Source organism: Erysipelothrix anatis, assembly GCF_009828745.1.
Classification (GTDB): Bacteria; Bacillota_I; Bacilli_A; order Erysipelotrichales; family Erysipelotrichaceae; genus Erysipelothrix; species Erysipelothrix anatis.
In genome coordinates this window covers 25216-50362 of sequence record NZ_WTSX01000012.1, presented here as the reverse complement: position 1 = coordinate 50362, position 25147 = coordinate 25216, and the positions used below count along the sequence as shown (strand labels likewise).

General features: G+C 38.8%; 20 protein-coding genes. 5 read left to right on the top strand and 15 right to left on the bottom strand.

The window, feature by feature from the left end; genetic code table 11:
- Nucleotides 1-89 precede the first annotated feature (89 nt).
- From GVV19_RS08805 to GVV19_RS08780, 6 genes are all read right to left on the bottom strand, one after another.
- Nucleotides 90-3158, bottom strand: coding sequence for an FtsX-like permease family protein (locus GVV19_RS08805; RefSeq protein ID WP_159647091.1), 3069 nt, complete (start codon nt 3156-3158; stop codon nt 90-92).
- On the bottom strand, nt 3152-3853 hold the full coding sequence (locus GVV19_RS08800; RefSeq protein ID WP_159638132.1) for an ABC transporter ATP-binding protein: 702 nt from the start codon (nt 3851-3853) through the stop codon (nt 3152-3154). The genes GVV19_RS08805 and GVV19_RS08800 overlap by 7 nt, the downstream gene beginning before the upstream one ends.
- Nucleotides 3850-5172 carry a CCA tRNA nucleotidyltransferase gene (locus tag GVV19_RS08795; RefSeq protein ID WP_159647089.1) on the bottom strand — a complete coding sequence of 441 codons (1323 nt, stop codon included), beginning with the start codon at nt 5170-5172 and terminating at the stop codon, nt 3850-3852. Before GVV19_RS08795 ends, GVV19_RS08800 begins: the two co-directional genes overlap by 4 nt.
- Nucleotides 5173-5268: 96 nt before the next feature.
- Nucleotides 5269-6510 (bottom strand): MFS transporter, encoded by a 1242-nt coding sequence (locus tag GVV19_RS08790; RefSeq protein ID WP_159638128.1) that lies wholly within the window; start codon nt 6508-6510, stop codon nt 5269-5271.
- Nucleotides 6511-6656: 146 nt separating this feature from the next.
- Nucleotides 6657-7055, bottom strand: a complete 399-nt coding sequence (locus GVV19_RS08785) for an Hsp20/alpha crystallin family protein (protein ID WP_159638126.1) — start codon at nt 7053-7055, stop codon at nt 6657-6659.
- 130 nt (nt 7056-7185) lie between these two features.
- The gene (locus GVV19_RS08780; RefSeq protein WP_159640046.1) at nt 7186-7779 is read right to left on the bottom strand and encodes a nitroreductase family protein; all 594 of its coding nucleotides are present in this window, start codon (nt 7777-7779) and stop codon (nt 7186-7188) included.
- 165 nt (nt 7780-7944) lie between these two features.
- Between GVV19_RS08780 and gpmA the strand changes: the two genes are divergently transcribed.
- The 5 genes from gpmA (at nt 7945) to GVV19_RS08755 (ending at nt 13914) form a co-directional block, all read left to right on the top strand.
- The gene (gene gpmA / locus GVV19_RS08775; protein WP_159640044.1) at nt 7945-8694 is read left to right on the top strand and encodes a 2,3-diphosphoglycerate-dependent phosphoglycerate mutase; all 750 of its coding nucleotides are present in this window, start codon (nt 7945-7947) and stop codon (nt 8692-8694) included.
- A 118-nt stretch (nt 8695-8812) separates the two neighbouring features.
- Complete coding sequence (gene gndA, locus GVV19_RS08770; protein ID WP_159647087.1) at nt 8813-10231, top strand: NADP-dependent phosphogluconate dehydrogenase; 1419 nt, start codon at nt 8813-8815, stop codon at nt 10229-10231.
- Complete coding sequence (gene zwf, locus GVV19_RS08765) at nt 10206-11657, top strand: glucose-6-phosphate dehydrogenase (protein WP_236262340.1); 1452 nt, start codon at nt 10206-10208, stop codon at nt 11655-11657. Before gndA ends, zwf begins: the two co-directional genes overlap by 26 nt.
- Before the next feature lie 122 nt (nt 11658-11779).
- Nucleotides 11780-13246, top strand: a complete 1467-nt coding sequence (locus tag GVV19_RS08760; protein ID WP_159647085.1) for a DUF1538 domain-containing protein — start codon at nt 11780-11782, stop codon at nt 13244-13246.
- Complete coding sequence (locus GVV19_RS08755) at nt 13243-13914, top strand: P-II family nitrogen regulator (protein WP_159647083.1); 672 nt, start codon at nt 13243-13245, stop codon at nt 13912-13914. The genes GVV19_RS08760 and GVV19_RS08755 overlap by 4 nt, the downstream gene beginning before the upstream one ends.
- 35 nt (nt 13915-13949) lie before the next feature.
- Here the strand turns inward: GVV19_RS08755 and GVV19_RS08750 are convergent, their stop codons facing one another.
- The 9 genes from GVV19_RS08750 to gpmI form a co-directional block, all read right to left on the bottom strand.
- Nucleotides 13950-15602: a putative manganese-dependent inorganic diphosphatase gene (locus GVV19_RS08750; protein ID WP_159640036.1), complete on the bottom strand. Its 1653-nt coding sequence runs from the start codon at nt 15600-15602 to the stop codon at nt 13950-13952.
- Between the two features lie 126 nt (nt 15603-15728).
- Complete coding sequence (locus tag GVV19_RS08745) at nt 15729-16640, bottom strand: siderophore ABC transporter substrate-binding protein (RefSeq protein WP_159647112.1); 912 nt, start codon at nt 16638-16640, stop codon at nt 15729-15731.
- 8 nt (nt 16641-16648) lie between these two features.
- The gene (locus GVV19_RS08740) at nt 16649-17404 is read right to left on the bottom strand and encodes an ATP-binding cassette domain-containing protein (protein WP_159640034.1); all 756 of its coding nucleotides are present in this window, start codon (nt 17402-17404) and stop codon (nt 16649-16651) included.
- On the bottom strand, nt 17401-18330 hold the full coding sequence (locus GVV19_RS08735; RefSeq protein WP_159640032.1) for an iron chelate uptake ABC transporter family permease subunit: 930 nt from the start codon (nt 18328-18330) through the stop codon (nt 17401-17403). Before GVV19_RS08735 ends, GVV19_RS08740 begins: the two co-directional genes overlap by 4 nt.
- Complete coding sequence (locus tag GVV19_RS08730; protein WP_159647081.1) at nt 18320-19288, bottom strand: ABC transporter permease; 969 nt, start codon at nt 19286-19288, stop codon at nt 18320-18322. The genes GVV19_RS08735 and GVV19_RS08730 overlap by 11 nt, the downstream gene beginning before the upstream one ends.
- Entirely contained in the window at nt 19278-19409 is a 132-nt protein-coding gene (locus GVV19_RS10875) for a hypothetical protein (RefSeq protein ID WP_255466701.1), read from the bottom strand. Before GVV19_RS10875 ends, GVV19_RS08730 begins: the two co-directional genes overlap by 11 nt.
- Before the next feature lie 216 nt (nt 19410-19625).
- Nucleotides 19626-21341, bottom strand: a complete 1716-nt coding sequence (locus GVV19_RS08725; RefSeq protein WP_159647079.1) for an ABC transporter ATP-binding protein — start codon at nt 21339-21341, stop codon at nt 19626-19628.
- Between the two features lie 245 nt (nt 21342-21586).
- Nucleotides 21587-23422, bottom strand: coding sequence for an InlB B-repeat-containing protein (locus GVV19_RS08720; RefSeq protein ID WP_159647077.1), 1836 nt, complete (start codon nt 23420-23422; stop codon nt 21587-21589).
- Nucleotides 23423-23563: 141 nt separating this feature from the next.
- Nucleotides 23564-25126, bottom strand: a complete 1563-nt coding sequence (gene gpmI, locus GVV19_RS08715) for a 2,3-bisphosphoglycerate-independent phosphoglycerate mutase (RefSeq protein WP_159640024.1) — start codon at nt 25124-25126, stop codon at nt 23564-23566.
- Between the last annotated feature and the right edge of the window lie 21 nt (nt 25127-25147).

Sequence of the window (25147 nt, the reverse complement as noted above, 5' to 3'; positions counted from 1 at the left end):
TCATAATTTTACACAAATCGGGTCTTTATTGTCAACTAAGTTGGTCTGATTCAAGTCGCTTTCTCGATAAAAAAACTCCCGAAGGAGTTTTAGTTATCAAAGGTCTTAAGCGCTTCGCTCATGTTAACATCATTGGCACGACGTGACATCACAAGATTGGTCACAACCGAGATAATGAATGTGATGAGTGTCGCGATAATAATACTAGACCACTGCAGTTCACGGTTAAACATAATTGCATCCAGTTCTGCCGATAAAACAACATAGCGATGCAGTATAAATCCAAAGACGATTCCACCCATTACACTTATAAACGTTAAGATAATATTCTCACGCATGATATAAGTTGACAATTCTTTAGGATAGAATCCTAGAACTTTTAATGTAGCCAGTTCTTTTTTACGCTCACTCATATTCATAGTAATAAGATTGAGTAGAACTATTAGCTCGAGGGCAAATGCAGCACCAACGATAACATACACAACGATATCAAAGTTACCCATGGACTCTCGGTAAGTTTCTTGCATAACATCCATATATTGCACCGAATAGACATTATCATTGGCGAGAATTTTTTCCGAAAGCATTGTATGATCGGCGTCTGTATTAAAGAGTGTTAAATTGGGATGAATGGTCTTCCCTGTTACCGACTCATACGTTTCGTCACTCATGTAAACATAATGAAGAACATAGTTTTCTGTGATTCCACCCACTGTAAAGGTGTAGTCAATATCATTTCGTTGGAGTGTAAATGGATCCCCAATACTTAACCCTTCAAGAATTGCTAATTTTTCAGTGATTACAACAGTATCATTCTTTAAAGGAATGGGTTCTTGATTACGTCGTGTTTGCATCGAAACAAATTCTGGTAATTTTTCAAAATCCTCAACTACAAATAATTGGCTATTTGTACCCGCTACATCGACAAACTCAGATGTGACATCTAATGTCGCAGTAAACGAAACATCACCAAAATCGCTCGCACCATCGTGCATAATCATGCCATCATATTTATTAATGGTATCAAACTGTTTGTCGACGATTGAGTAAATTGAATGGCGAATTCCAATCCCAGTGATTAGTAATCCGGCACAGCCACCGATACCAATCAGGGTCATCATAAACCGTGTTTTGTTTCTAAACAGATTCCGCAAGCTTACTTTATAGAGGAAACTTAGACGACTCCATACTGGCGTTACTCGTTCTAAAAGCATCCGATTTCCTGCCTTAGGCATTGGAGGACGCAAGAGATTTGCAGTACCTTCACGACTTACTTTCGCAGCTTTCACAAATGCAATTCCGACACTCGAAATAAAACTTACGAGCAACGGTTGCCATGCATACGACCAGACAATTTCTGGCACAAGCGGTGGTGTTTGATACATAATTCGATATGCATCATAAATAAGTGTTGGAATAAGATAAAAGCCAAAAATAATCCCTATTACCGAACCAATGAACCAACTAAAGAATGCAAAACCAACAAACTTCATTGAGGCGTAAATCCAACTATAACCCAAGGCTTTATATACGCCAATTTGTGATCGTGATTCATCAATCATTCGTGAGATGGTACTTAAAGTGACGAGAATTGCGACACCAAAGAATATCAGTGGAAAAACCTGACCAATTGCTTCAATACGGTCACTATCTTGATAAAATTCATTGTACCCTATGAGGACGTCTTTACGCTCAAGTACAAATTGTTTTCCATTGTTTTTACTTTCAAGTTCAGTGTAGCCATTATCGATTTTACGTTGTGCATCATTGATTGCGGCTGCGACTTCGGTTGTTTTCGTTTCTAAGGATTGGACACCGTGTTCGTAGGTTGCCATTCCTGCATTATATTGTGTAATACCTGCTTGAAGTGTTCCTTGTGAACTTCGAAGTGAATCGATGCCTGCATTTGCTTCCGCAAGTTTCGATTCTAATTCTTGTTTCATTGCGATGGCTTCGGCCTTTTGGGCAAGCAGTTGGTATTTTTGACTATTCAATTCCACAAGGCTAGCATCAAACTGTACAATGCTTGCTTCAAGAGCAGCTTTTTCCTCATCCGTTAAAGTTGGATTCGCCAGCAATGCAATAGCATCTGCTTTCTTTGTTTCAACTTGGGCAATCCCCGTGTTTAATTCAGCTTCGGTCGCTTCAATCACGCTAAGATTTGCGTCAATTTGTGCAATTCCATCAGTCAATTGTTTTACATCAATATTTACTTTTCCATCAGTAATTCGTACGAGAGCATCAAGCTTGTCTTGAAGAGATCCTGTGACAGTTTGCGTTCCAAGACCTTGCGCCATAGTGTTTAATCCCGCGTTTAAATCAATATAGGCTGCATCAAGAGTTTCTTTCGCTGCGGCTAAGTCTTGTTTTGCTTTATTAATTTCTGTGACAGCCGTTTCGTTTTCTGCATTTAACGTTTCTTGGGCTGCTTCAAGTTCTTCAATGATCGGAGCACTTAGGCGATCAAATCGATTCTTAATTAATGACTGCTCTTGATCAATAACAGCTTGTCGTTGGACACTCACATCTGCTTCAGGATTTAGATTAAACCGTGCGCTTGTAAAGACATCTACCTTTTTATCCAAGTCTTGTGCATAAATAAAGCCTGAAACATTTCCCGAACCGATGGTTGTGGACCCACGTTCAAGATTCATATAAAGATTAGACTGGACATAGCCAACAATCGTCAGATCTGATGCCTCAAAGATATCATTACTCTTAAGTTGAACTTTACCGCCAATTTGGAAGTTGCTGCGTTCCTTAAACATACTATCGACAACAACTTCATTTTTTTGTGTTGGCATACGTCCTTCAATAAGTGTTAAGTCACGCGCAGTGCTATCATTTAGTTCCACAACATGAACGACAGCGTCTCCTTGAGAAATACCGATAAATGCATCCGTATCGTACACTCCCACCGCAGTGCCATCAACGATTGTACTCAGCTCATCTAACATTTGTTGGTCAATTCCTAATGTATTGCGGTATTCAAAGTCGAGTGCCTCACTTGTTTCCATATAGCGGTCTGCTGTAGTTCGCATGTCGTATCCTGTAACGCGAATTCCAGCAAAGAAACCAACACCCAATGCAGTAATCGTAACAATTGCGATAAATTGAAACCATTTGGCTTTAATTTCACGCAGTATATCTTTTACCATTTGATATCATCCACATCTTTCACAAACATGTTTTCACGATCGGATACTACGCGGCCATTTTTAATTTCAATGACACGATCGGCGACTTCTGTAATTGTCTGATTATGCGTAATGATGACGACGGTCATACCGTAAATATCTGAACATTCGCGAAGGACACGCAAGATTTGCTGCCCAGTTTCAGTATCTAAAGCACCTGTTGGCTCATCACACAATAAAAGTTTTGGGTTTTTGGCAATGGCCCGTGCTATCGCAACACGTTGTTGCTCTCCACCACTTAACTGTGCTGGAAAGTTATCTAAGCGAGCTTCCAGCCCTACTTGTTTTAATACATCTTTGGGGTTTTTCGCTTCTTTTCGAATTTGAGTTGCAAGTTCTACGTTTTCCAGTGCTGTGAGATTAGAAATCAAGTTGTATGATTGAAAGACAAAACCAACATCATCACGACGGTATTGGGTCATTTCTCGATCATTAAGATCGGTGATGGTTTTTCCATCAACGATAACCGTTCCCGATGTCGGTTGATCCATACCTCCAAGAATATTCATGACTGTCGTTTTACCAGCACCCGAAGGTCCCACGACAACAATAAACTTTCCTTGGTCCAAATTAAATGTCACACCATCAGATGCTCTGATTTCGACGTCACCGACTTTGTATACTTTTGTAATATCTTGAATTTCTATATAGCTCATTGTAATTCCTCCATTATATATGCAGTTAATGCTTCTTTTGTATTTGTGATGGTTTGGTTAATGACGCCATCTAAAAGACGTTCTAGAACAATTTGAGTCTGCGAAAGCGCAACTCCTAACGCTTGAATTTCTAGTGGTGACAACGCTAAATCTCGGACATGTGTCGGGTAATTTTCTTCTTGTATGGTTTGAATGAGTTGTTCGAATTGCGCTGTCTTCTCCAACTGATACGCTGCTTTATCCGATTTAGCTAAATTATCTGCGTGCTTGAGTCGAATTAGATCTTGGGTCCATGCAAGTCCATGAACTCTAATTAATTGTTGCATCTGACTCAATGATACTTCTAAATGCATGCTGTGATACGTTATTAAATCAAGAATATAGTTAATTTGCTTTTTGGGAAGTTGCAATGACTCTAAGATGGGTTGTGCTAGGTGTTTGCTTTCAATGGCATGGCCACGGTAGTGTGCAATCCCTTGATTGTCAATTGTCTGCGTGTTTACTTTACCGATATCATGAAATAATGCCGCATACCGGATTTCTAGTTTTCGGGGTGTTCCTGCGACGACAGTCAATGTGTGGTTAAAGAGATCTCGATTGTGGTAGGGATTCTTTTGGTCAAAATGGATCGTCGCTTCAAGGGGCGCAAATACCTTTCCCAATACCCATGGATTCGCAATCATCGTTGGATAACATCCAACACTTAATAAGAGTCGTGTAATTTCATGACGTAAATTTACACCCTGAACTGACATTAAATGGTCTCGATTCATGTAGGCTGCATTAAACGTTGCAGCATCAACCTGATACTGATGTTCACCCTGGAATCGAAATAAACGTAAAATTCGAATGGGATCTTCTCGAAAGCGGACAATGGGATCACCAATCATTCGTATGCGCCTTGAGGCTAAATCAGCCATGCCACCATGAAAATCAAGAATGCCATTGCTACGATTGTAATAAAGAGCATTAACTGTGAAGTCACGGCGAACGGCATCATCAAGTGGCGTCGTAACGAATTCAAAGGCGTCAGGGTGACGTGTCGTATCATTATAAGTCTCACGTCGCATGGTGGTAATCTCAAAATTGTATGCGCCACGTTCAAATTTAATGCCATATTGGTTCATTTTCACGTTCGTTTCAATTGTTTTGAATAATGGATACAACTGCTCTGGACGGGCATCTGTTGCAATATCGAGATCAGTACTCAGTTGACCTTCAAGGGCATCGCGAACAAATCCCCCGACAATATAAGCCTGGTATCCTTGGTGTTCTAAGTGTTGTAATACGTCTTGAATTTCATCTGAAAGTCTAATCATAGGCCACCTCTTTTGATAAGTATAACAAATTTTTGCAATCGAAACGTGAATCCTAGTTGATAATCTTAACAAAAAAAGAGTTGCCTGAGGCAACTCTTAAACCGCTGTTTCGTTTTCAATCTTCTCTACTTTAGTGAGTAATGCATATCCAATTATAAATAGAACCACCAATAGTAAGACACCATAACGTGAATGTCCGAATACAACCGATGAAATTGCTATGATTAAAGGTCCCATAAAATCGGCAAATTTTCCAAAAATATCAAAGAAGCCAAAGTACTCGTTTGCTTTGTGTTTGGGAATCATTTGTCCAAAGTATGATCGTGATAAAGATTGAATTCCACCTTGGGCCATTCCAATCAAAATCGCTAAGAACCAGAACTGCCATGTATATTTCAAGAAGAAACCAAAGACCGCAATAAACATATACATGAGAATGTAGAATTTGATGACTTTAATTTGTGAGTATCGTTTCGCAAAATTAACTGAGAAAATTGCAAATGGGAATGCTACAAATTGCGTTAATAACAACGCAAGAAGCATTTGGTCCGATGAAATTCCGACTTCGCCACCATACGCTGTCGCCATCGATATAATCGTATAAACTCCATCAATGTAGAAGAAATAAGCTAAAATGTAGAATAAAATACGTGGTGATTGTTTAATATCTACCAGTGTTTTTCGAACGCGACTCACGCTTGAAGTCACAATATTATCTTGTTTTTCTAAATAATGAATTTGCTCAACATTTTTGATGAGAGGAATAGATAATACTAACCACCAAACAATAATGATGACAAATGATAATTGTGTTGCCAGTTGTGTTGAAATTCCAATTTTCTCACCAAAGAAAATAAGCAAGATTCCTGCAATAAATGGAATGGTACTTCCAATATATCCATATGCATACCCTAATGACGAGATATGATCCATCCGCTCATCTGTGGTGATATCAACAAGCATTCCATCATAGAAGATATTACACGCGGAATATCCCAAACGCGCAACAATATAAAGTGCGATAAATACTTGCCAATCTGTCGCAAACGTAAATGCGAAAGCAGAAACAACTGAAATCAGTAATCCAATAACAAACAAACGTTTTTTATAGCCTTTATAATCAGCCATTGCGCCTAAAAATGGTGATAAACACGCTAATACAAGTAAAGAGATCGATGTCGCAGTTCCCCACCACGCACTGACAATATTGTCAGCTACGCCAGCGGATTCTGCCATCGCCCGAAAGTAAATTGGAAGTGTCGCTGTAATAATAAGTGTAAACGCTGAATTCGCGACATCATAAAGAATCCAAGATCGTTCTTGTTTTGTTAGTTTCATAGTAATCCCCCTTAAGGTTACCGGAATAGTATACCGCCGATTAGTTTGGTAGTCAAAGTAAATCGTCTCTCCCTACTATCTTTATACCACAAACAAAAAAAGCATGATACCTTTTTAGGAACCATGCTTTGTGATTAACAGAATCTTTACTTAATCGTAATTCTGTTAACGATATCTTCTTTATTCTTTTTCGGTAAAATAACTTTTAGAACACCATTTTCATAACTGCCGTCAACTTTGGATTCATCAACGTCTGCAAATCGAATTTGTCGGTGTACACGATCTGTCCGACGTGATTTATAGAAATAATCCTTTGTTTCATCTTCAGATTTTACGGTATGTGAAGCTTGAATGGTTAAAACATCACCATTAAACTGGACATCAATATCTTCTTTTTGGAAGCCAGGAATTTCCAAATCCACGATATATTTATCATCTTCTTTATAAATATCGATTCCTGTTCCGTAGGTAACATTATTCGCGATATCATCGCCGAAGAGGCTTTCGAATAATGTACTTGGTCGTTTCGTTACTTCATTTCTCATAATGTACCTCCTTGGCACTCTCGTGTATAGAGTGCTATTACATAGTTAGTATATCACATCATTTAGCAATGTCAACACAAGAGTGCTAAAATATCATAAAAAGAAAACTCAGTCTCCTGAGTTTTAGGTTTTAGAATACTTTTACTTTGTCGGCAACAGGTGCAAGTTCTTTTGCTTGAGGTGTATCGACTGCTTCACCAAATGGCATTTGAGCTACCAGTTTCCAGTTTGCAGGAAGATCCCACTCTTGTGCAGCAGCAGCGTCAACGATTGGATTGTAGTGTTGTAAGCTAGCACCAAGACCTGCTTCGGTTAATGCTGTCCAAACTGTATATTGGAGCATTCCATTTTCTTGTTGTGCCCAAATTGGGAAGTTATCTGCATATAATGCGAATTGTGATTGTAACCCTTCAACAACGTTTGTATCGTAGAAGTAAAGAATCGTTCCGTTACCTTGTTTGAATGATTCTAATTTAGCAATTGTATTTTCAAATCCTTCTGCGGGAGCAACTTTACGAAGCTCTTCACGTGTTAAATCCCAGAATTTGTCTGATGCGTCATCAAATAATACTACAACTCGTTGTGTTTGTGCATTGAAAGCTGATGGTACAACTTGAACTGCTTCTTCTACAAGTGCACGCACTGCATCGTTTGAAACTGTTGTACTCTTAGCTAGACCGTAACGTGTGCGGCGTTCGTTCATGATTGATAAAATCTTTGACATTTTAATTCCTCCTGTGTCACTATGTTTTACAATCGTCATTATATAGTGGTTAACTATGTTATTCAATACTTTCGCACTATTATTTTATTTTTTTTATACCACCTCACGTGCAAAGATTCACAATTGGGTGTACACTATAATTATCTTATGAGGAGGAATCAATTTATGATGCAATTAGTATTAGTACGACATGGCGAAAGTGAATGGAACCGAAAAAACCTCTTTACTGGGTGGGCTGATGTCGAATTATCTGAAAAAGGCGTTGAAGAAGCAATTCAAGGTGGTAAATTACTGAACGAAGCACAGTTTGATTTTGATATTGTTTATACGTCTTATCTAAAACGTGCCATCCACACAATGGAGTACATCCTTAATGAAATGGATCGCAATTGGTTACCAATCGTTAAAGATTGGCACCTAAATGAGCGTCATTATGGCGCCTTGCAAGGTCTAGATAAAGCCGAAACGGCAGCAAAATATGGTGAAGATCAAGTACTTATCTGGCGCCGTTCATTTGATGTCAAGCCACCCGTTCTTGAAAATGACGACCCACGAGCACCTCGGAATATGGATGCCTATCGTGATGTCAGTGATAAATCGATATTACCACTCCACGAATCATTGAAAGAAACAATCGAGCGAGCTGTTCCCTATTTTGAAACGGTCATCAAACCACAAATGGTTGATGGTAAACGCGTGCTCATTGTTGCTCACGGAAATTCATTACGTGCTCTGGTTAAATATTTTGACAATATGAGTGATGATGCAATTATGGGTGTCAATATCCCTACAGGTGTTCCTTTAGTTTACGAATTTAACGAAGACTTCACTGTCGCGAACTCGTACTATCTTGGTGACCAGGACGCATTAAAAGCAAAAATGGAAGCTGTTGCCAACCAAGGCAAAGCCAAATAACAAAAAATCCGCGCATCAATGCGCGTTTTTTTATGACTATTTAAGATAAAAGAAAGTTACATGACTAGGCGAATATCGTGTCATGTTGTACAATGATACCAGAACTTGGAGGTAGTTTATGCAAACAAACAATATAGGTGTCATCGGATTAGCCGTAATGGGCTCAAATCTCGCACTGAATATGGCAGATCACGGGTATCAGGTAGCAATTTATAACCGTACATACGCTGTAGGGGAAGCTGTTATTGCCGATAATCCACATGACAATTTACATTTATACAAAACACTTGAAGATTTTGTGGCTTCATTAGAAACCCCACGAAAAATGGTACTTATGGTCAAGGCTGGAATGGCTGTTGATAAAGTGATTGAAGGATTACTTCCTTTATTAGACGAAGGCGATATTATTATGGACGGTGGTAATTCCAACTTCCACGATACAATTCGTCGTACACAAGAAATTGAAGCTCAAGGATTCCGCTATCTAGGTGTTGGAATTTCTGGTGGTGAAGAAGGAGCACGCTTCGGCCCTGCTATCATGCCAGGCGGAAGTGCTGATGCATACCAATATGTCCAAGCCATTCTCGAAGACATTTCAGCGAAATATAAAGGTGAACCATGCGCAACATACATGGGAACTGACGGTGCTGGACACTATGTCAAAATGGTTCACAACGGTATTGAATATGCAGATATGCAATTAATTGCTGAAGCTTATTCAGTGCTGAAACACATTGGTGGTTTCAACAACGACGAGCTCGCCACCATTTTTGATACATGGAATAATGGTGAGTTAGAAAGTTTCTTAATCGAAATTTCAGCTCAAATATTCAAAGAAATTGATCCCAAAACTGGTAAGCATCTTGTCGATGTCATTACAGATACAGCCGCTCAAAAAGGAACTGGTAAATGGACTGCTGAAGAGGCGCTCACAACGGGAACTGATGCTTCCTTATTAGCATCCGCAGTTTTCGCACGCTTCATGTCGAGCCAAAAAGATGCACGTATTCATGCAGCATCCATTCTAAACTTTGATGCTCCACGTGTTACCATTGAGGACAAAGATGCATTTATCGAATCCGTACGTCAAGCATTATATGCAAGCAAGATTATTGCTTATGCACAAGGATTTGATCTCTTGAAGAATGCTTCAGTTGAGTATAACTGGGACTTAGACTTTGGAGCAATTGCACGTACTTTCCGCGAAGGTTGCATTATCCGCGCCGCATTCTTAAACCGCATCAGTGATGCATATATCACAGATTCAAGCTTAGCAAATCTGATGATTGATGCATCCTTTAAAGAAAATCTCATGGACTACCAACAATCTTTGCGTGATGTCATCGCATCCGCAATCCAACAAGGAATTAGTATGCCGGCTTTCACCAGTGCAATTAGCTACTTTGACGCTTACCGCACCGGACGCGGTAATGCAAATCTAATTCAAGCACAACGTGACCTCTTTGGCGCACATACTTTCGAGCGTCTTGACGAGCCTGGACATTTCCATCATGAATGGAATCAAAAAAATGCATAAGGACAATCACATTGTCACTATCTTTGGCGGTACGGGGGACCTTACGTATCGTAAGCTCCTCCCTGCTTTCTACAATCTGAAGTGCACGGATAACTTTCCGGACCACTTACATATTGTCATAATTGGTCGTCAACCGCTAACCTCTGAATCGTACCGTGACCTTGCGCGCCCATGGCTCCAAGAACATAGTCGCATTCATGTGAGTGATGACCACCTCGATGCATTTTTAAATCATGTCACCTATTTTGAAATGACCTTTACCGAAGATGAAGGTTACGAACGTCTGTTCACACGGTTCCAAGATATCGATGCCAACGCAAAAAAACTCTACTATTTTGCAGTCGCCCCTTCTTTTTTCGAGATAATTGCTCAAAAACTTGAGAAACACAACCTCGCCAAAGATAGTAAAATTATCATCGAAAAACCGTTTGGTAATGATTTAAAATCTGCAGAATCCATCAATCACACACTTTCCAATATATTTGATGAAGATCATATCTATCGCATTGATCATTATGTTGCGAAAGAAATGGTACAAAACATCTTCACCATTCGCTTTGCAAATGAAATCTTCAAAAATATCTGGAATGCTGATAATATCGCGAATATCCAGATTTCTGCAAATGAGCTTGTCGGTGTCGAAAATCGTGGAAACTATTATGACCACACTGGTGCACTCAAAGATATGTTCCAAAATCATTTACTTCAAATTTTATCAATTGTAACGATGGATAAACCTGAAACAATGGATGCAACATCAATTCATGAAGCACAAGAAGCGATTCTCGATAACTTATACATTGAAAATATGGATCAAGACGTCATCTTTGGTCAATATACACAAAATCAAGAATCCATGAGCTATCGTGATGAAGATAAAGTGGATGAGCATTCACGTACTGAAACATTTGTTGCGTTGAAACTTGGTATTCGAACACCACGATGGCGCAACACCCCAATCTATGTTCGAACTGGTAAAAGGATGCATAAACGCATAACCGAAGTAGTCGTTGAATTTAAGCAACAAGATCATGCACCGGCAAACGTCTTGATTATCAAAATTCAACCGGAAGAAGGTATCTACCTACGCTTCAACATCAAGAAACCTGGCCAATCCCATGAAACACAATCTGTGTTAATGGACTTCTGCCAATCATGCGACTATGAAAACCGTATGAATACGCCTGAAGCCTATGAACGCCTTCTCAATGCAGCTCTTGAAGACGACCACAGTCTCTTCGCTAGCTTTAATCAAGTCAAACGCAGTTGGGCCTTTGTTGAAGACATAATTCGACACCATCAAGGAGATGAACCGGAAACTTATCCAGCGTTTACCAATGGTCCTCAGGGATCACACGATCTCTTAGCACGCGATGGATTCACATGGATTGAAGAAGAAATTCGCAATGATGCCTATGACCTTTAAATCTACCCTCGGGTAGATTTTTTGTTTAATTTCGAAAATAAGTTATACTTAATATAGTGCAGCTTTATTAAAAAGCGTCAAACACAAACATTTTACTGTATGAATAGAGAAAGGATGATTTTTTGGACATACTTTTAGATAAATTTAAAGAAGTTGCTGGGTCCGTATTGCCAATTGTTGCGATCGTACTCCTTCTTCATTTCACCATTGCACCACTTGCATTAGATGTACTCATTCGCTTTATAATCGGATCCATCTTTGTAATCATCGGATTGGGTATCTTCCTATTCGGAGCTGAAATTGGAATTACCCCCATTGGTTCATTACTTGGAAAGACCATTGCGAAAACAAATAAAACGATTGTAGTTATTGTTTTAGGCTTTATCCTTGGGTTTTTAATAACAGTCGCTGAACCGGATCTTGCTATCTTAGCCAATCAAATTTTTAGCGCTTCAGGGGGTGCTTTAGCTCCAAGTTTTATTATTACGATTGTTTCAATTGGAGTTGGAATTATGGTTGTAGTAGGACTTTTGAGAATCCTCTTCAACGGATCCTTAAATCGCTTTTTCATCGGTTTTTATGGATTGTTATTTGTTTTGGCATTTTTTGTCTCCGAAGAATTTCTCGCTATTTCAGTGGATGCTTCCGGAGCAACTACAGGTGCCATGACAACACCATTCATCCTAGCACTGGGATATGGTGTCTCTCAGCTTAAAGGTGGTAAAACAGCTGAAGAAGACAGTTTTGGACTTGTTGGGCTTGCTTCAATCGGACCTATATTAATGATTATGTTGATGAGCATCATCCTTAACTTTACGGAAATTCAAGGTGATGCGGTTGCTGTAATTCCGACTGTCGGAATCCTTAAACCATTTTTAATAATGCTTCCGCATGAATTTCAAGCAGTCACCATAACGTTAATTCCATTAACAATCGTCTATCTTTTATTCAATCATTTTGGGTTTAAATTAAAACGCCGGCGCCATCATCAAATACTACGAGGACTTGCCTATACACTTGTCGGATTGACCTTATTTTTAACTGGGGTTAATGCAGGGTTTATGGAAGTGGGGCGTATCATGGGTGAGACACTCGCACGTGACGTATCTGGACTCGTACTTGTTCTAGTTGGGTTTGGTATAGGAACCGTTGTTGTTTTAGCAGAGCCCGCTGTATATGTTCTCACCGAGCAAATTGAAGATGTTACTGCTGGTGGGATTCCGAAAAGAATTATACTGATTACACTTTCCATTGCGATTGCTCTAGCTGTCAGTCTTTCAATGATCCGCATTCTGATTCCTTCAATTAAGCTTTGGCACTTCTTACTCCCAGGATTTGGTCTTGCGCTATATCTTTCGCGTAAGGTACCACCTATTTTTGTTGGGGTCGGATTTGATGCCGGAGGCGTAGCTTCAGGTCCCATGACTGCCACATTCGTACTTGCTTTCGCACAAGGTGTCGCCACTGTCATCCCTACTGCAAATGTTATGGTGGATGGCTTTGGTATTATTGCGATGATTGCTATGATGCCAATTGTTGCTGTACAAATCTTAGGTGTTATTTACAAGAAAAAGAGGTCTCAATCATGATCGATACACAATTCGCACATTTAAAACTTATCATCGGTGTTGTTAATGTACATCAAGCGTCACGCTTTTTGGATTACACAGACCCTAACCTATATCTTGGTTCATTGATTATTCCAGGGCATACCGTAATTCATGATATGTTGATGAATTGGTTTGGCTTTGAAGATCAACGAAAAGAACTTGCGCTATTGATTGCTGAATCGTCATATGAAGAAGCAATTTATGAAAATATAAAGAAACGGTGGAAGAAACGTCTGAATGGGACAATTACCACAATTAGTTTAGATATTGATTATGGAATGACACCGACAACCTTATACAACTGTCGCCAAGAAGGAGGAACCGATATGGGTTATGAAATAATAGTTACAATCGTTGATCACGGTAAAGCAGATACAGTCATTGATGCTTCAAAAGAAATTAGTAGTGTTGGTGCTACCGTGATTCATGCTCGAGGACGTGCAAATCCAAACGATCCGAAACTTTTTGGTATAAATATTGAACCTGAAAAAGATATGGTATTAATCCTTGCACCTAAGGATCAAACATTAGCCATTATGGAAAAAATCCGTGAATCATTGGATATTGAATCACCAAATAAAGGAATCATATTTACCCTTGATGCAAGTCGGGTTATGGGCTTAAACGATTACAATACATCAAAATAAAAAAAGGGAGACTGCATGAAGCAATCTCCTTTTCTTTACATTTTCTTCTGAACTGAACGTGCAATCGCTGTCGACAGCCTTGGTATGATCTGGTTCTTACGTGACACAACGTCAGGTAGGAATGAGCGATCGTCCGATTCTGATTGTGGGAAGGCATCCAGAACCGAAGATTTCAATGAACCCGCTGAAACAATAATCGATCCATTATCTTCGATACTTGTGAAGACAACGACAAGTAAGTCTAAGCCATGTTTATTGACATACTCTTCCATTGATTCTTCAAAAGTTTCGTGGATGGCATCGAGTTCGGTGAAGTGATAAATAACCACTTGCGATACCATAACTTCTTTTCCTGAGATGTGGAATGTCTTGATATCTTGATTAATGATGTCTTCATACGGTTTGTTTCGTAATGATGACGTGACTTCATACATCTCTTGCGAGAATGAGTAGCGATCCAATCCTGATATTGCCTCAAGTTGGTGTGCTATGCGAAAATCTTGCTTCGTTGTTGTTGGCGACTTAAGATTTAAAGTATCGGAAATCAATGCCGCTAATAAAATAGATGCAATATTACGTGGAATGTTGACACCATTTTCATGATACATTTTTGTAATAATTGATGCGGTAGATCCGATAATTTCGTTGCGGAAATAAATGGGTTTAACCGTATTTAAATCTCCAATACGGTGATGGTCAATGACTTCAAGAATTTCAGCCTCTTCCACCCCTTCAACACTTTGGGAATATTCATTATGGTCTACCAAAATCAAACGTTTACTTGGGCTGTTGAGAATATGGTAGCGTGCGACAAATCCGAAAATACGGTTATCATCATCAACAACTGGGTAGGATCTGAATCGCGTTTTAAGCATCTGTGACTCTACATCGTCTACAAATTCGTTCTTATTAAAGTAGAGTAAATTGGTTGTCATGATTTCACGAACACTTGGCGAAAAAATAAGATAACGTGACGTATTCATTGAACCATGGGACGATAAAATAATGGCACAACCGAATTCAATTGCATGTTGTAAGACTTCATCACTAATTTCTTCCGTCCAGACAGCAACAATACATGCTGCACCTTTATTGATTGCTTCAAGCTGGGCTTCTGAATCATTCCCTAAAATGACCAAACGGTCTTTGAGATTATAGTTTTCTAACTTTGATGATGCTAACGCAACGATGCTAGTTTTTCCATTGAAACGGAATTCTTTAGGTTTATAGACTAGTGTTCCATCGATTGCATTTACAATATTCTCTACGGGTGTTCGTTTCAAGAGTTCAATAGAGTGCGCCGTATCACCCATGGCAATGTGTGCCAAATTTGATGATGTAACAACCCCAACCAGATTATGGCGGTCATCAACGACAGCAAGCGTTTGACGCTTTTCTTGAAGAATGTCCATCGCATCCTTGATCGATGTATCCAAATGAATTTCAGTTGCCTCATCCAACTCAATTTCATCCAAAGTTGCACGTGCATCTTTTAATAAGATTGGTGCCTCAAAACCGAACTTATCAAGAATGTACTCTGTTTCTTCGCTTAACTTCCCCAAACGACACGCTATGGCAGGAATCCCTTGTTCGTTTTTCAAATGTGCATAAGCGATCGCTGATACAATTGAATCCGTGTCGGGATTACGGTGGCCATGGATATAAATGTAATCCTTTTCGTTTTTCATATATTACCCCTTTATAAAGTTATATCTGCATATAGTGTACCATAAACCATCCATAATGGAATAGAATCTAAGTGTCTAAAACAATACAAAAACAGGTAGCATAATGGAGTATATGCTACCTATTTCTTATGAGAACAATGGTGTTAGTTCATTAACCATATCTAAAATTGCTTGGTATCCGCCTTCTGTTAAATACCAGCTTTCTGGATTTACATAGATAATTCGATTGTTTTTTGCTGCTGGAGTGTTGTTGACATAATCGTTATCCATGAGTGTTTTGGCTAAAGTTTTGCCACCTGTTACTGCAGCTCGGTCCATAACAATCATAATTTCTGGTTGTAATGCATTAATAAGTTCAAATGATACGGATGCACCATGTGTTGATGGATCAAGTTCATGATCAACTGGAGTAAAACCAAATTCGTTAAAGACATGATCGTAACGACTCTTTGCTCCGAATGATTTTGCTTCATCACCATTTGCCATGATAAACATTGTTGAAAGGTTCGATGCTTTTGCTTTCGTAGCCAGATTTGTTACAGCATCATTTAACGGTTTCATAGCATCTTTGAAATCTGTATCTGTATAGATTTTTGAAAGAGTATCGATATTTGCTGCGACGGATTCTAATAATCCAGCATCACTCGAATCACGTCCCATATAAATTGTAGGCGCTATTTTCGAAAGTTCATCGTAGTGTTTTGATGCACGTCCCGAAACTATAATTAGCTCTGGTCCAAATTCTGCTAGAGCCTCTAAATTAGGCTCAAACAATGTTCCTGCGTCCATAACGGCCTCATCATTATAAGCATCCAACGACTTTGGTAGAGACGCTTTAGCAACTGCACCAACCGGCAGTTCAAACTTTTGATAAATATCTAAAATTCCCATGTCAAATATGACTACTTTATCGGGATTTAAGGTAACATTGGTCGTTCCAAGTTTATGGGTTATTTCAATATTTCCCTGTGTTTTTCCTTTGGGTGCACACCCTGCTAACACGAGCACCGCCATTAAAACTACAATAATTTTTTTCATATTTTCCTCTATTCTATAAATGCAACTTTATGAGAAGCACATCCTTGTACCGTAAACTTCATTCCATAAATATCAAACAACATGCGAGGATTGAGCACATCCTCAACACACCCATCACACATCAAACGACCATGTTTTAGTGCAATCACATTGTCAGCATAACGGTACACCATATTAATATCATGCATAATAATCACGACAGTTTTGTTTCGTTCATCCACAAGTCGACGAATGATTTCCATCATTTCATGTGCATGTTTTAAATCAAGATTATTTAAGGGTTCATCAAGCAACATGATGTCTGTATCCTGTGCAAGTATCATCGCTATATAAACCCGTTGGAGTTGGCCCCCACTCAACGTATCAATGTATTTATCACGTAAATCTAAACAATTCATAAACGCTAATGATTCTTCCACAATCAAAAGATCCTCATCACACAGTTTCCCCTGGTTGTGTGGATACCTGCCAAAACAGACGAGATCTTTAACCGTCAATCTGAGGTTAATACCATTCGATTGTTTTAAAGTTCCTACCTTTTGCGCAAATTCCAAGTGACTATAGTCGTGGATATCTTTATGCGCTACAGATACACGTCCCTGAGTAGCTGGTTGGAGACGCCCTAAAATATTAAGTAATGTTGATTTCCCAGAACCATTCTCGCCAACAATGGCTGTGATTTTATTGCGATGAATGTCGAGTGTTAACGTATCCAATGCAAGAAAATCACCATATTTTTTTGATAGATTTGTTATTTCAATCATTTAAATCGCTCCCTTAACATGAGATAAATAAAGTAGACGCCCCCTAAAAGGTTAATAAATACACTAACACTTGTATTCAAATTCAACAGTCTTTCAAAGAGAAGTTGTGATGCCAGTAGCAAACTTGTAGAGAAGAAGACACCCTGCGTAATAATCGAACGCGTTGTGTGTTTCTGCAAGAATTCTCGTGCTACGTTCGTGCCGATAAGTCCTAAAAAACCTATAGGACCGACAAGCGCTGTAGAAATCGCAGTAAATAGCGCAACAATCGCTAAACTATAAATCTGAAATTGTGGTATATGAATGCCAAGATTTATAGCATGGTCAGTACCCAGAGCCACAACATCAATTTGATGATGGATGCGGTACACGAGAAACCAGCCTACCAAGGATAATCCCATACCAATAAATAATACATTGGTATCAACTGCATTAAACGATGCGAACGATTGACTTTGAATCATCGAGAATTCATTCGGATCCATCATCATTTGCATCGTGGCACTGATACTGGAAAATAACGTTCCAAGAACCGTTCCAACCAATAGTAATACAAACAGATCCCGTTGCATTTTTTTAAGAATAATGCCATAAAACAATGTACCAATACCGACCATTACAAAAACGGATACAAGAAAGTTTAAGGATGGTTTCATGAAGATTCCCAGTAAAAACACAATAACTGTTTGAACCAGAATATACATGCGTTCGAATCCCAACAGTGATGGCGTTAGAATTCGGTTGTTAGTCGTAACTTGAAAATAAGTTGTCGCGGTTGTAGTTAGCAGTGAAACGAACCACATCGCCAGCAATCGCGTACTACGACGATACATCAGGTATTGATAATTATTGCTATTCATTCCCCAAAAGAAGTATACAAGGGATAACATTACGGCAATTATGAGCCATTCATATCTACGTTTCATAATTACCTCGCAACAAAATAAATAAGAAGTACGCTGAACCTATAATCCCTAAAACTAGACTTACAGGCACTTCATATGGATAAATAACTAAGCGTGCTATGAGGTCACAAACGAGCAATAAATTTGCGCCCAACAATGCTGTATCAAAAAGCATGTCTTGATGACCATCGCCAAACCGATACGCAATGACATTGGGTACAATTAACCCTACAAACGGAATGCTTCCTATTGTTACAATGACACTTGCGCTTAGTGTTGCGACAATCAAGATTCCTAATAGCATGACACGTTTGTAGTTCATACCAATGTTATGGGCAAAATCTTCACCCATGGCGACGATACTAAACCGATGGACATAGTGAACCGCAATTATAATAAGTGGAATACTAATAAATAATAACTCGTATTTTCCTTGCAGGATTGGTGTGAAGCTACCTGTCATATAGCCTGACAAAACTTGTAACAAGTCAAACTTAAGGGCTAAAAATGTTGTGATAGAATCGATGATCATACCAATCATAATTCCTAATAATGGGACAAACACGATATTCTTAATTTTTAGTTTTGAAACTGCAGTCATAAATAGCACTGTGCTGACTGCAGCAAAGAGTAATGCAAAAATGGAAATGCTCCACAGCGATTGGTTTGATAAGACGATAAACGCAACCAAGATTCCCAAACGGGCGCCGTCCATCGTCACGGCAGTGGATGGTGAAACAAAGCGATTTTGTGATAGCTTTTGCATAATGAGACCTGCAATAGACAGCGAAATACCCGTGAGAATAACTGCAATAACTCGTGGCAAACGACTATACATTAATGTATGCCACGCATTGGTATTACCTGCGAGTAACTGTAACAACGACATGTCCAAAGCGCCTACGAATAACGATGCAAGTCCTAAGAGAACAAGACATCCAACAGCTAAGTATCGATACTGATTACGATCAACTAACATATGAATTACCACATTCCTTGTACTCAATATCACAAACTTCACGATTTCTGACATTGAGTAAAAGCACTGCAAACGATGCATTATAAACATAGACTCGAGATTTTATTTGCATTATGTTCATTGAAATGCCTCCCTTGCTCTCTTAGTTTAGTTTTATTTAGAGAGCAAAACAATACAATTCACTAATCTAATTCGCAAATACTTTCACAAAGAACTGAATACTGCGGTTGTAACAATATTCTTGTGAAACACTGCACAAATTATACTAATGGATGATGATGGCTATTGAAATCATTATCATATAAAAAAAACAGCATGTGCTGTTCTCTTTTAAAATCTAGTACTGTGCATTATAGAGAGATGCATAAACTCCTTCTTGACGGATTAACGACTCATGGTCTCCAGTCTCTGCGATTTTATGATCATCCAACACAATAATCCGTTTCGCATTTCGAATTGTCGAAAGACGATGCGCAATGACGATTGTGGTTCGGTTAGCTGCAAGAGTTTCCATAGCTTCTTGAACGACACGCTCACTTTCATTATCCAACGATGAGGTTGCTTCATCAAAAATAAGTACAGGTGGATTCTTTAGGAACACACGCGCAATGCTTAAGCGTTGACGTTGTCCTCCCGACAATTTCACACCACGATGACCTATATCGGTTTGGTAACCATTTGGCAGTGACATAATAAAATCATGGGCATTGGCTTGTTTGGCAGCCGCAATGACATCGTCCATACTTGCATCATGTTTCGCATAAGCAATGTTCTCGTAGATTGTGCCCGAGAATAGATAAACTTCTTGCTGAACAATTCCAATGTTATTGCGCAATGAGTCAAAGGTAACATCACGGACATCTACTCCATCAATTCTAATCGCGCCGTGTGTAACGTCATAGAAGCGAGGTAATAAAGAAGTTAATGTTGATTTCCCCGATCCCGATGCACCAACAAGCGCTACAAATTCTCCTGAGTTGACTTCAAAATTAATGTCATCAAGAACATTGATTATTCCATCGTCATAGCAAAATGATACATGTTCAAACTCAATATTGCCATCCACTGTTCCAAGTACAATTGCCCGATCTTTTTCTTTAATGTTTGGCTCGATATCCATAAACTCTAAAAAGCGTTTGAACCCAGATGCACCATCTTGGAATAGAAGCATTGAGTGCATAAACTTAAGAATCGGATTGGTGAAATTAGACATGAGTAAGAAGAAAGCAAGAAGGTCTGCTAAGTCAATCGCATTCATGTACAATGCAAAGCCTCCAAAAGCAAGTAAGATTGCAGGCATAGCCGTTATAAACCCATCAAGACCTTCATAGAATAAAATCTCCGATCGATAGAACGCCTTTTTACCTTCGATAAAAGTATTGCCTAACTCTGCAAACATCGCTTTTTCATGATCCTCATTCGCAAATGATTTAACGACACGAATTCCCGACAATGATTCTTCAATCGACGCATTCATATCGCTCATAATACCTCGGTTAACACCATATTGTTTCCCCATTCGTTGACTCATAACAAGAGCATAAATGAAAATTAAGGGAATCAAGGCGAAGAGTATCAGTGCAAGCTTTACATTTATGAGAAGCATTAGAATTAACGCTCCGACAAAACTCACACTCGTCATAACCATATCTTCTGGTCCATGGTGTGCAAGCTCTCCAATATTGTATAAATCACCGGTGATTCGTGACATTAAAGAACCTACTTTATGATTGTCGTAAAAATCCAGGGATAAATCTTGATAATGTGAAAATAATTCTTTACGCATATCATTCTCAATACGAGCCCCCGTCATGTGGCCTTGGTACGATAAATAGAATGATGCTGCTGTATAGATAAGAACCAGTAATAACATTCCTGTGACAACTGGTACAATGATTGACACGTTACCGACTTCAAGTTCTTTTGTCGCATAGCGAATAATCATTGGAAAAAGTAGCGAAATCAGTGATAATGCAAAAGCACTCAATAACACCACAGTAAAAATAGCCTTATATGGCTTATAATATGAAAAAAAACGTTTAATATTGTTCATGTGAACCCTCTCTTAATTAATAATCGCGAGGTGTTTTCACAGTCAGAGTATTCTTATAGACTCGAGTGGAGCTGTGAACGCACGCTCATTTCGTTTTGGTTAGTAATCTTATGTAGAATTTTTTGCATGGTAATGCTCCTCTCTTTAATATGATTTACTATACACAGATTTATTTTGAATTGCAATCATTGTTCTATTATTTGAGAAAAAAGGAGCCTTAATTGGCTCCTTTGTATACATTTTCACTATTTTTGAAGACGTCGACGTTGCACTATTAGAAGACCAGCCGCTGATAAAACCAGTCCCACAAATACAAAATTATCGGAACTTTGTCCCGTTGCTGGTAACGTTTTATCAATAGATTTTGCTTCCCACTTCGCGAAAAGTGTAATATTTTTATCGACAGTGTCTGTATCAAAATTCCAAGATGTTGTCATGGCTTCATCCACAAACCATCCTTTAAAAGTATATCCTGAACGGCTTGGATCTAGCGGTTTGGAAATTTTTGCACCTTTTAATAGCCCCACTTGACTTGAAATGGCAGAGCCGCCATTACTGTCAAATGTAACATCAAACGTTTCAACCACTGGATTTACATCCCACTTAGCATAAAGTGTTGTGTTTCCAGTAACTGTGTTCATATCAAAATTCCATGATGTTGTCATGGCTTCATCCACAAACCATCCTTTAAAAGTATATCCTGAACGGCTTGGATCTAGCGGTTTGGAAATTTTTGCACCTTTTGATAGCCCCACTTGACTTGAAACGGCAGAGCCACCATTACTGTTAAATGTAACATCAAACGTTTCAACCACTGGATTTTCATCCCATTTTGCGAAAAGAGTCATATTATTCTCAACACGATTGAATGCAAAGTCCCATTTTTGTGTTAATGCTTGGTCAACGAACCACCCTTTGAAAGTAAATCCAGTTCGGGTTGTTTGCGGCATGGATATTGTTGAACCTGCTACGATATCGAGAATACTTTGAACTGCGGTTCCGCCGTTCGTCTCAAAATTTACAGTATACTTCGGTTTCGCAATATTTATCATGAGATTCTCAATATCTGTTTTGTTCGCAAAATCACCGTTCGTGTAAAGACCGCCTTCAAACGTGTAATTTGCCTTAACGGTTGAATCATCAAGCTTAAATTGTTGAACAAATTCACGCGACTCACCAGGTGCGATCACATCATAACCCGCTTCAGTAGTTATGGGTTTGACGAAAATATCATCAATCAATTGCCAACCACCCTCTACTGGCACAAAGCCGTTTGCTTTTTCAAATAGATTAATATTTGTAATGTTATACGGACCTGTGTTTGTCACGGTATATTTGAGCGACAACGTTTTGTCTGCTGGGTTGAACGGTGTCTCAACTTCACGCGTTAATCCGTAATCTGCAAAGTAAACATAACCAAATTTATTATTTGCAGGCAAATCGCTTTCTGGACTAAAAGCACTGAACACAAAATATGGGTATGGCTTATCTGCACGTGGTTGTCCATTACCAACGACTTTATAATTAAATTTGATTGGACCTGATGCCTTCATTGATTTATATTGGGCACCATAAACACCATAATCACTGCCTTCTTCTGTTGGGCGCACATAGACACGGTATCCATTCTTTGTAAAATCTTGCGTTAGTTCCACAAATTGATCACGGTTAATCGTTGTATAATCTTCTCCACTTAACCATGTTGTAAATTCAATACCATCCGTTTGACCAAAATCCATAATTTTAACAACAGCACCATAATGTTGGTTGTCTTCAGTTACAAATTCTAATTTCGGAAATTCGATGCTTTGGAGTTCAATCGAACTATCCGTGGACTCAGAAAAGAAGTGAAACATCAGTGCCTCACGATACATCCCCTGCATGTGAGTTTGAACATCTGTATCAAACTCAAAGTTATTAATGGAATACGTAAATTCGTCTCCAACTTTGACTGATTTGGAAGATGTGGTGAGACTGAGATCCGGATAGACCACTTTCTCTTGCGCATCCGCATGAACATTCATGCTTGCACCACTCATTAGTAAAACAAGGGTGACAAAAAGACTCATTATTTTTTTCATATTATACCCCCCCGGTATGTTTTCATTATAGACCTATTTTATGTGTTTGTGAATATTTTTACATAAAATTAATATTTGCATGGCGTTCACATCAATAAAAAAACCAATTCCACAAAAAATTGTGAAATTGGTCGAGAAATATTATTTTTTAATTAAAGATGTTTCCCATACTGGATTTGGTTCAATATCAAGTAAGTCGGCAACTGTTGCTGCGACGTTAGCGAGTCCATAATTACCGTCTTGTTTTAGTTCCACATCGCGGTTGTAAACGATGAATGGTACTGGGTTCAGACTGTGTGATGTCTTCGCATTACCTTTTTTATCAATCATTTCATCAGCATTACCATGGTCTGCAAGAACGATTAAAGTTGCATCATGTTTTTCAACAACTGGTAACAAACGACCGATTGCAAGATCAACTGCTTCAACTGAAATAATCGAAGCGAGCATATCACCAGTATGTCCAACCATATCCCCATTAGGGAAGTTGAGACGAATGAAGTCATAGTTTCCACTTTGGATTGCAGCAATAACTTCATCAGTGATCTCTGCTGATTTCATCCAAGGACGTTGATCAAAAGTAACATCATCACCTTTGATTTCAACAAATGTTTCGAGTGTCTCATCAAATTTATCAAGTTTATTACCATTCCAGAAATATGTAACGTGTCCATATTTTTGAGTTTCTGAAATTGCGAATGATGACTTGTTATTTGCGATGAGTGTTTCAGTTAATGTATTTGAAATACGTGGAGGTTCAACTAAGAAGTTCGCTGGAATTCCTAAATCTCCATCGTATTGAAGCATCCCTGCAAATTTGACATTAGGAACACGAACACGGTCAAATTTATCAAATGATGCATCGCCTTCAAATGTTTTTGAAATTTCAAGCGCACGGTCACCACGGAAGTTAAAGAGAATTACGGAATCTCCATCAACGATTGGTGCAACTGCTTTACCATCTTTACCAACCACCCAAGCTGGAATATATTGGTCTGATAATTTTGGATCTTCAGTACGGAAGTGTTCGATTGCAGCTTGTGCCGATTCAAACATTTCTGCTTCACCCAAGACATGAGTTTTCCATCCACGTTCGACCATGCCCCAGTCCGCATCATAGCGATCCATTGTAACGAGCATACGACCACCACCACTTGCGAATTCAGCGTGGAATGTGTCATCATTCAATGCATCCATAACTGCTTGGATACGGTCAATATAAATAAGTGCTGATTGTTGTTCAACATCTCGACCATCTTGAAGTGCATGTAATGCTAAGTGTTTAACACCAGAATTTTTAGCTTCTTTAATTAATGCCTCGACATGGTTAACATGTGCATGAACATTTCCATCTGATAATAACCCTAAAAGATGTAACGTATTGTTTTCGAGTGAATCGGTTAATAGGTTCCATGCTTTTGATTCAAAAAGACTGCCATCTTCGATTGATTCATTAACAAGTTTCGCACCTTGTGAGAAAATTTGTCCAGATCCTAAAGCATTGTGACCTACTTCTGAGTTTCCCATGTCTTCATCTGTTGGTAATCCAACTGCAAGTCCATGAGCTTTTAATTCAATATTTGGTGAGCTTTCCATTAATTTATCGAGGAATGGAGTATGTGCTTGAGCAACTGCGTTACCTTCAACTTGGTCTGTTAAACCAACACCATCCATGACAATTAAAACTACAGGTTTCTTATTCATAAAATCCTCCTACATACTGCT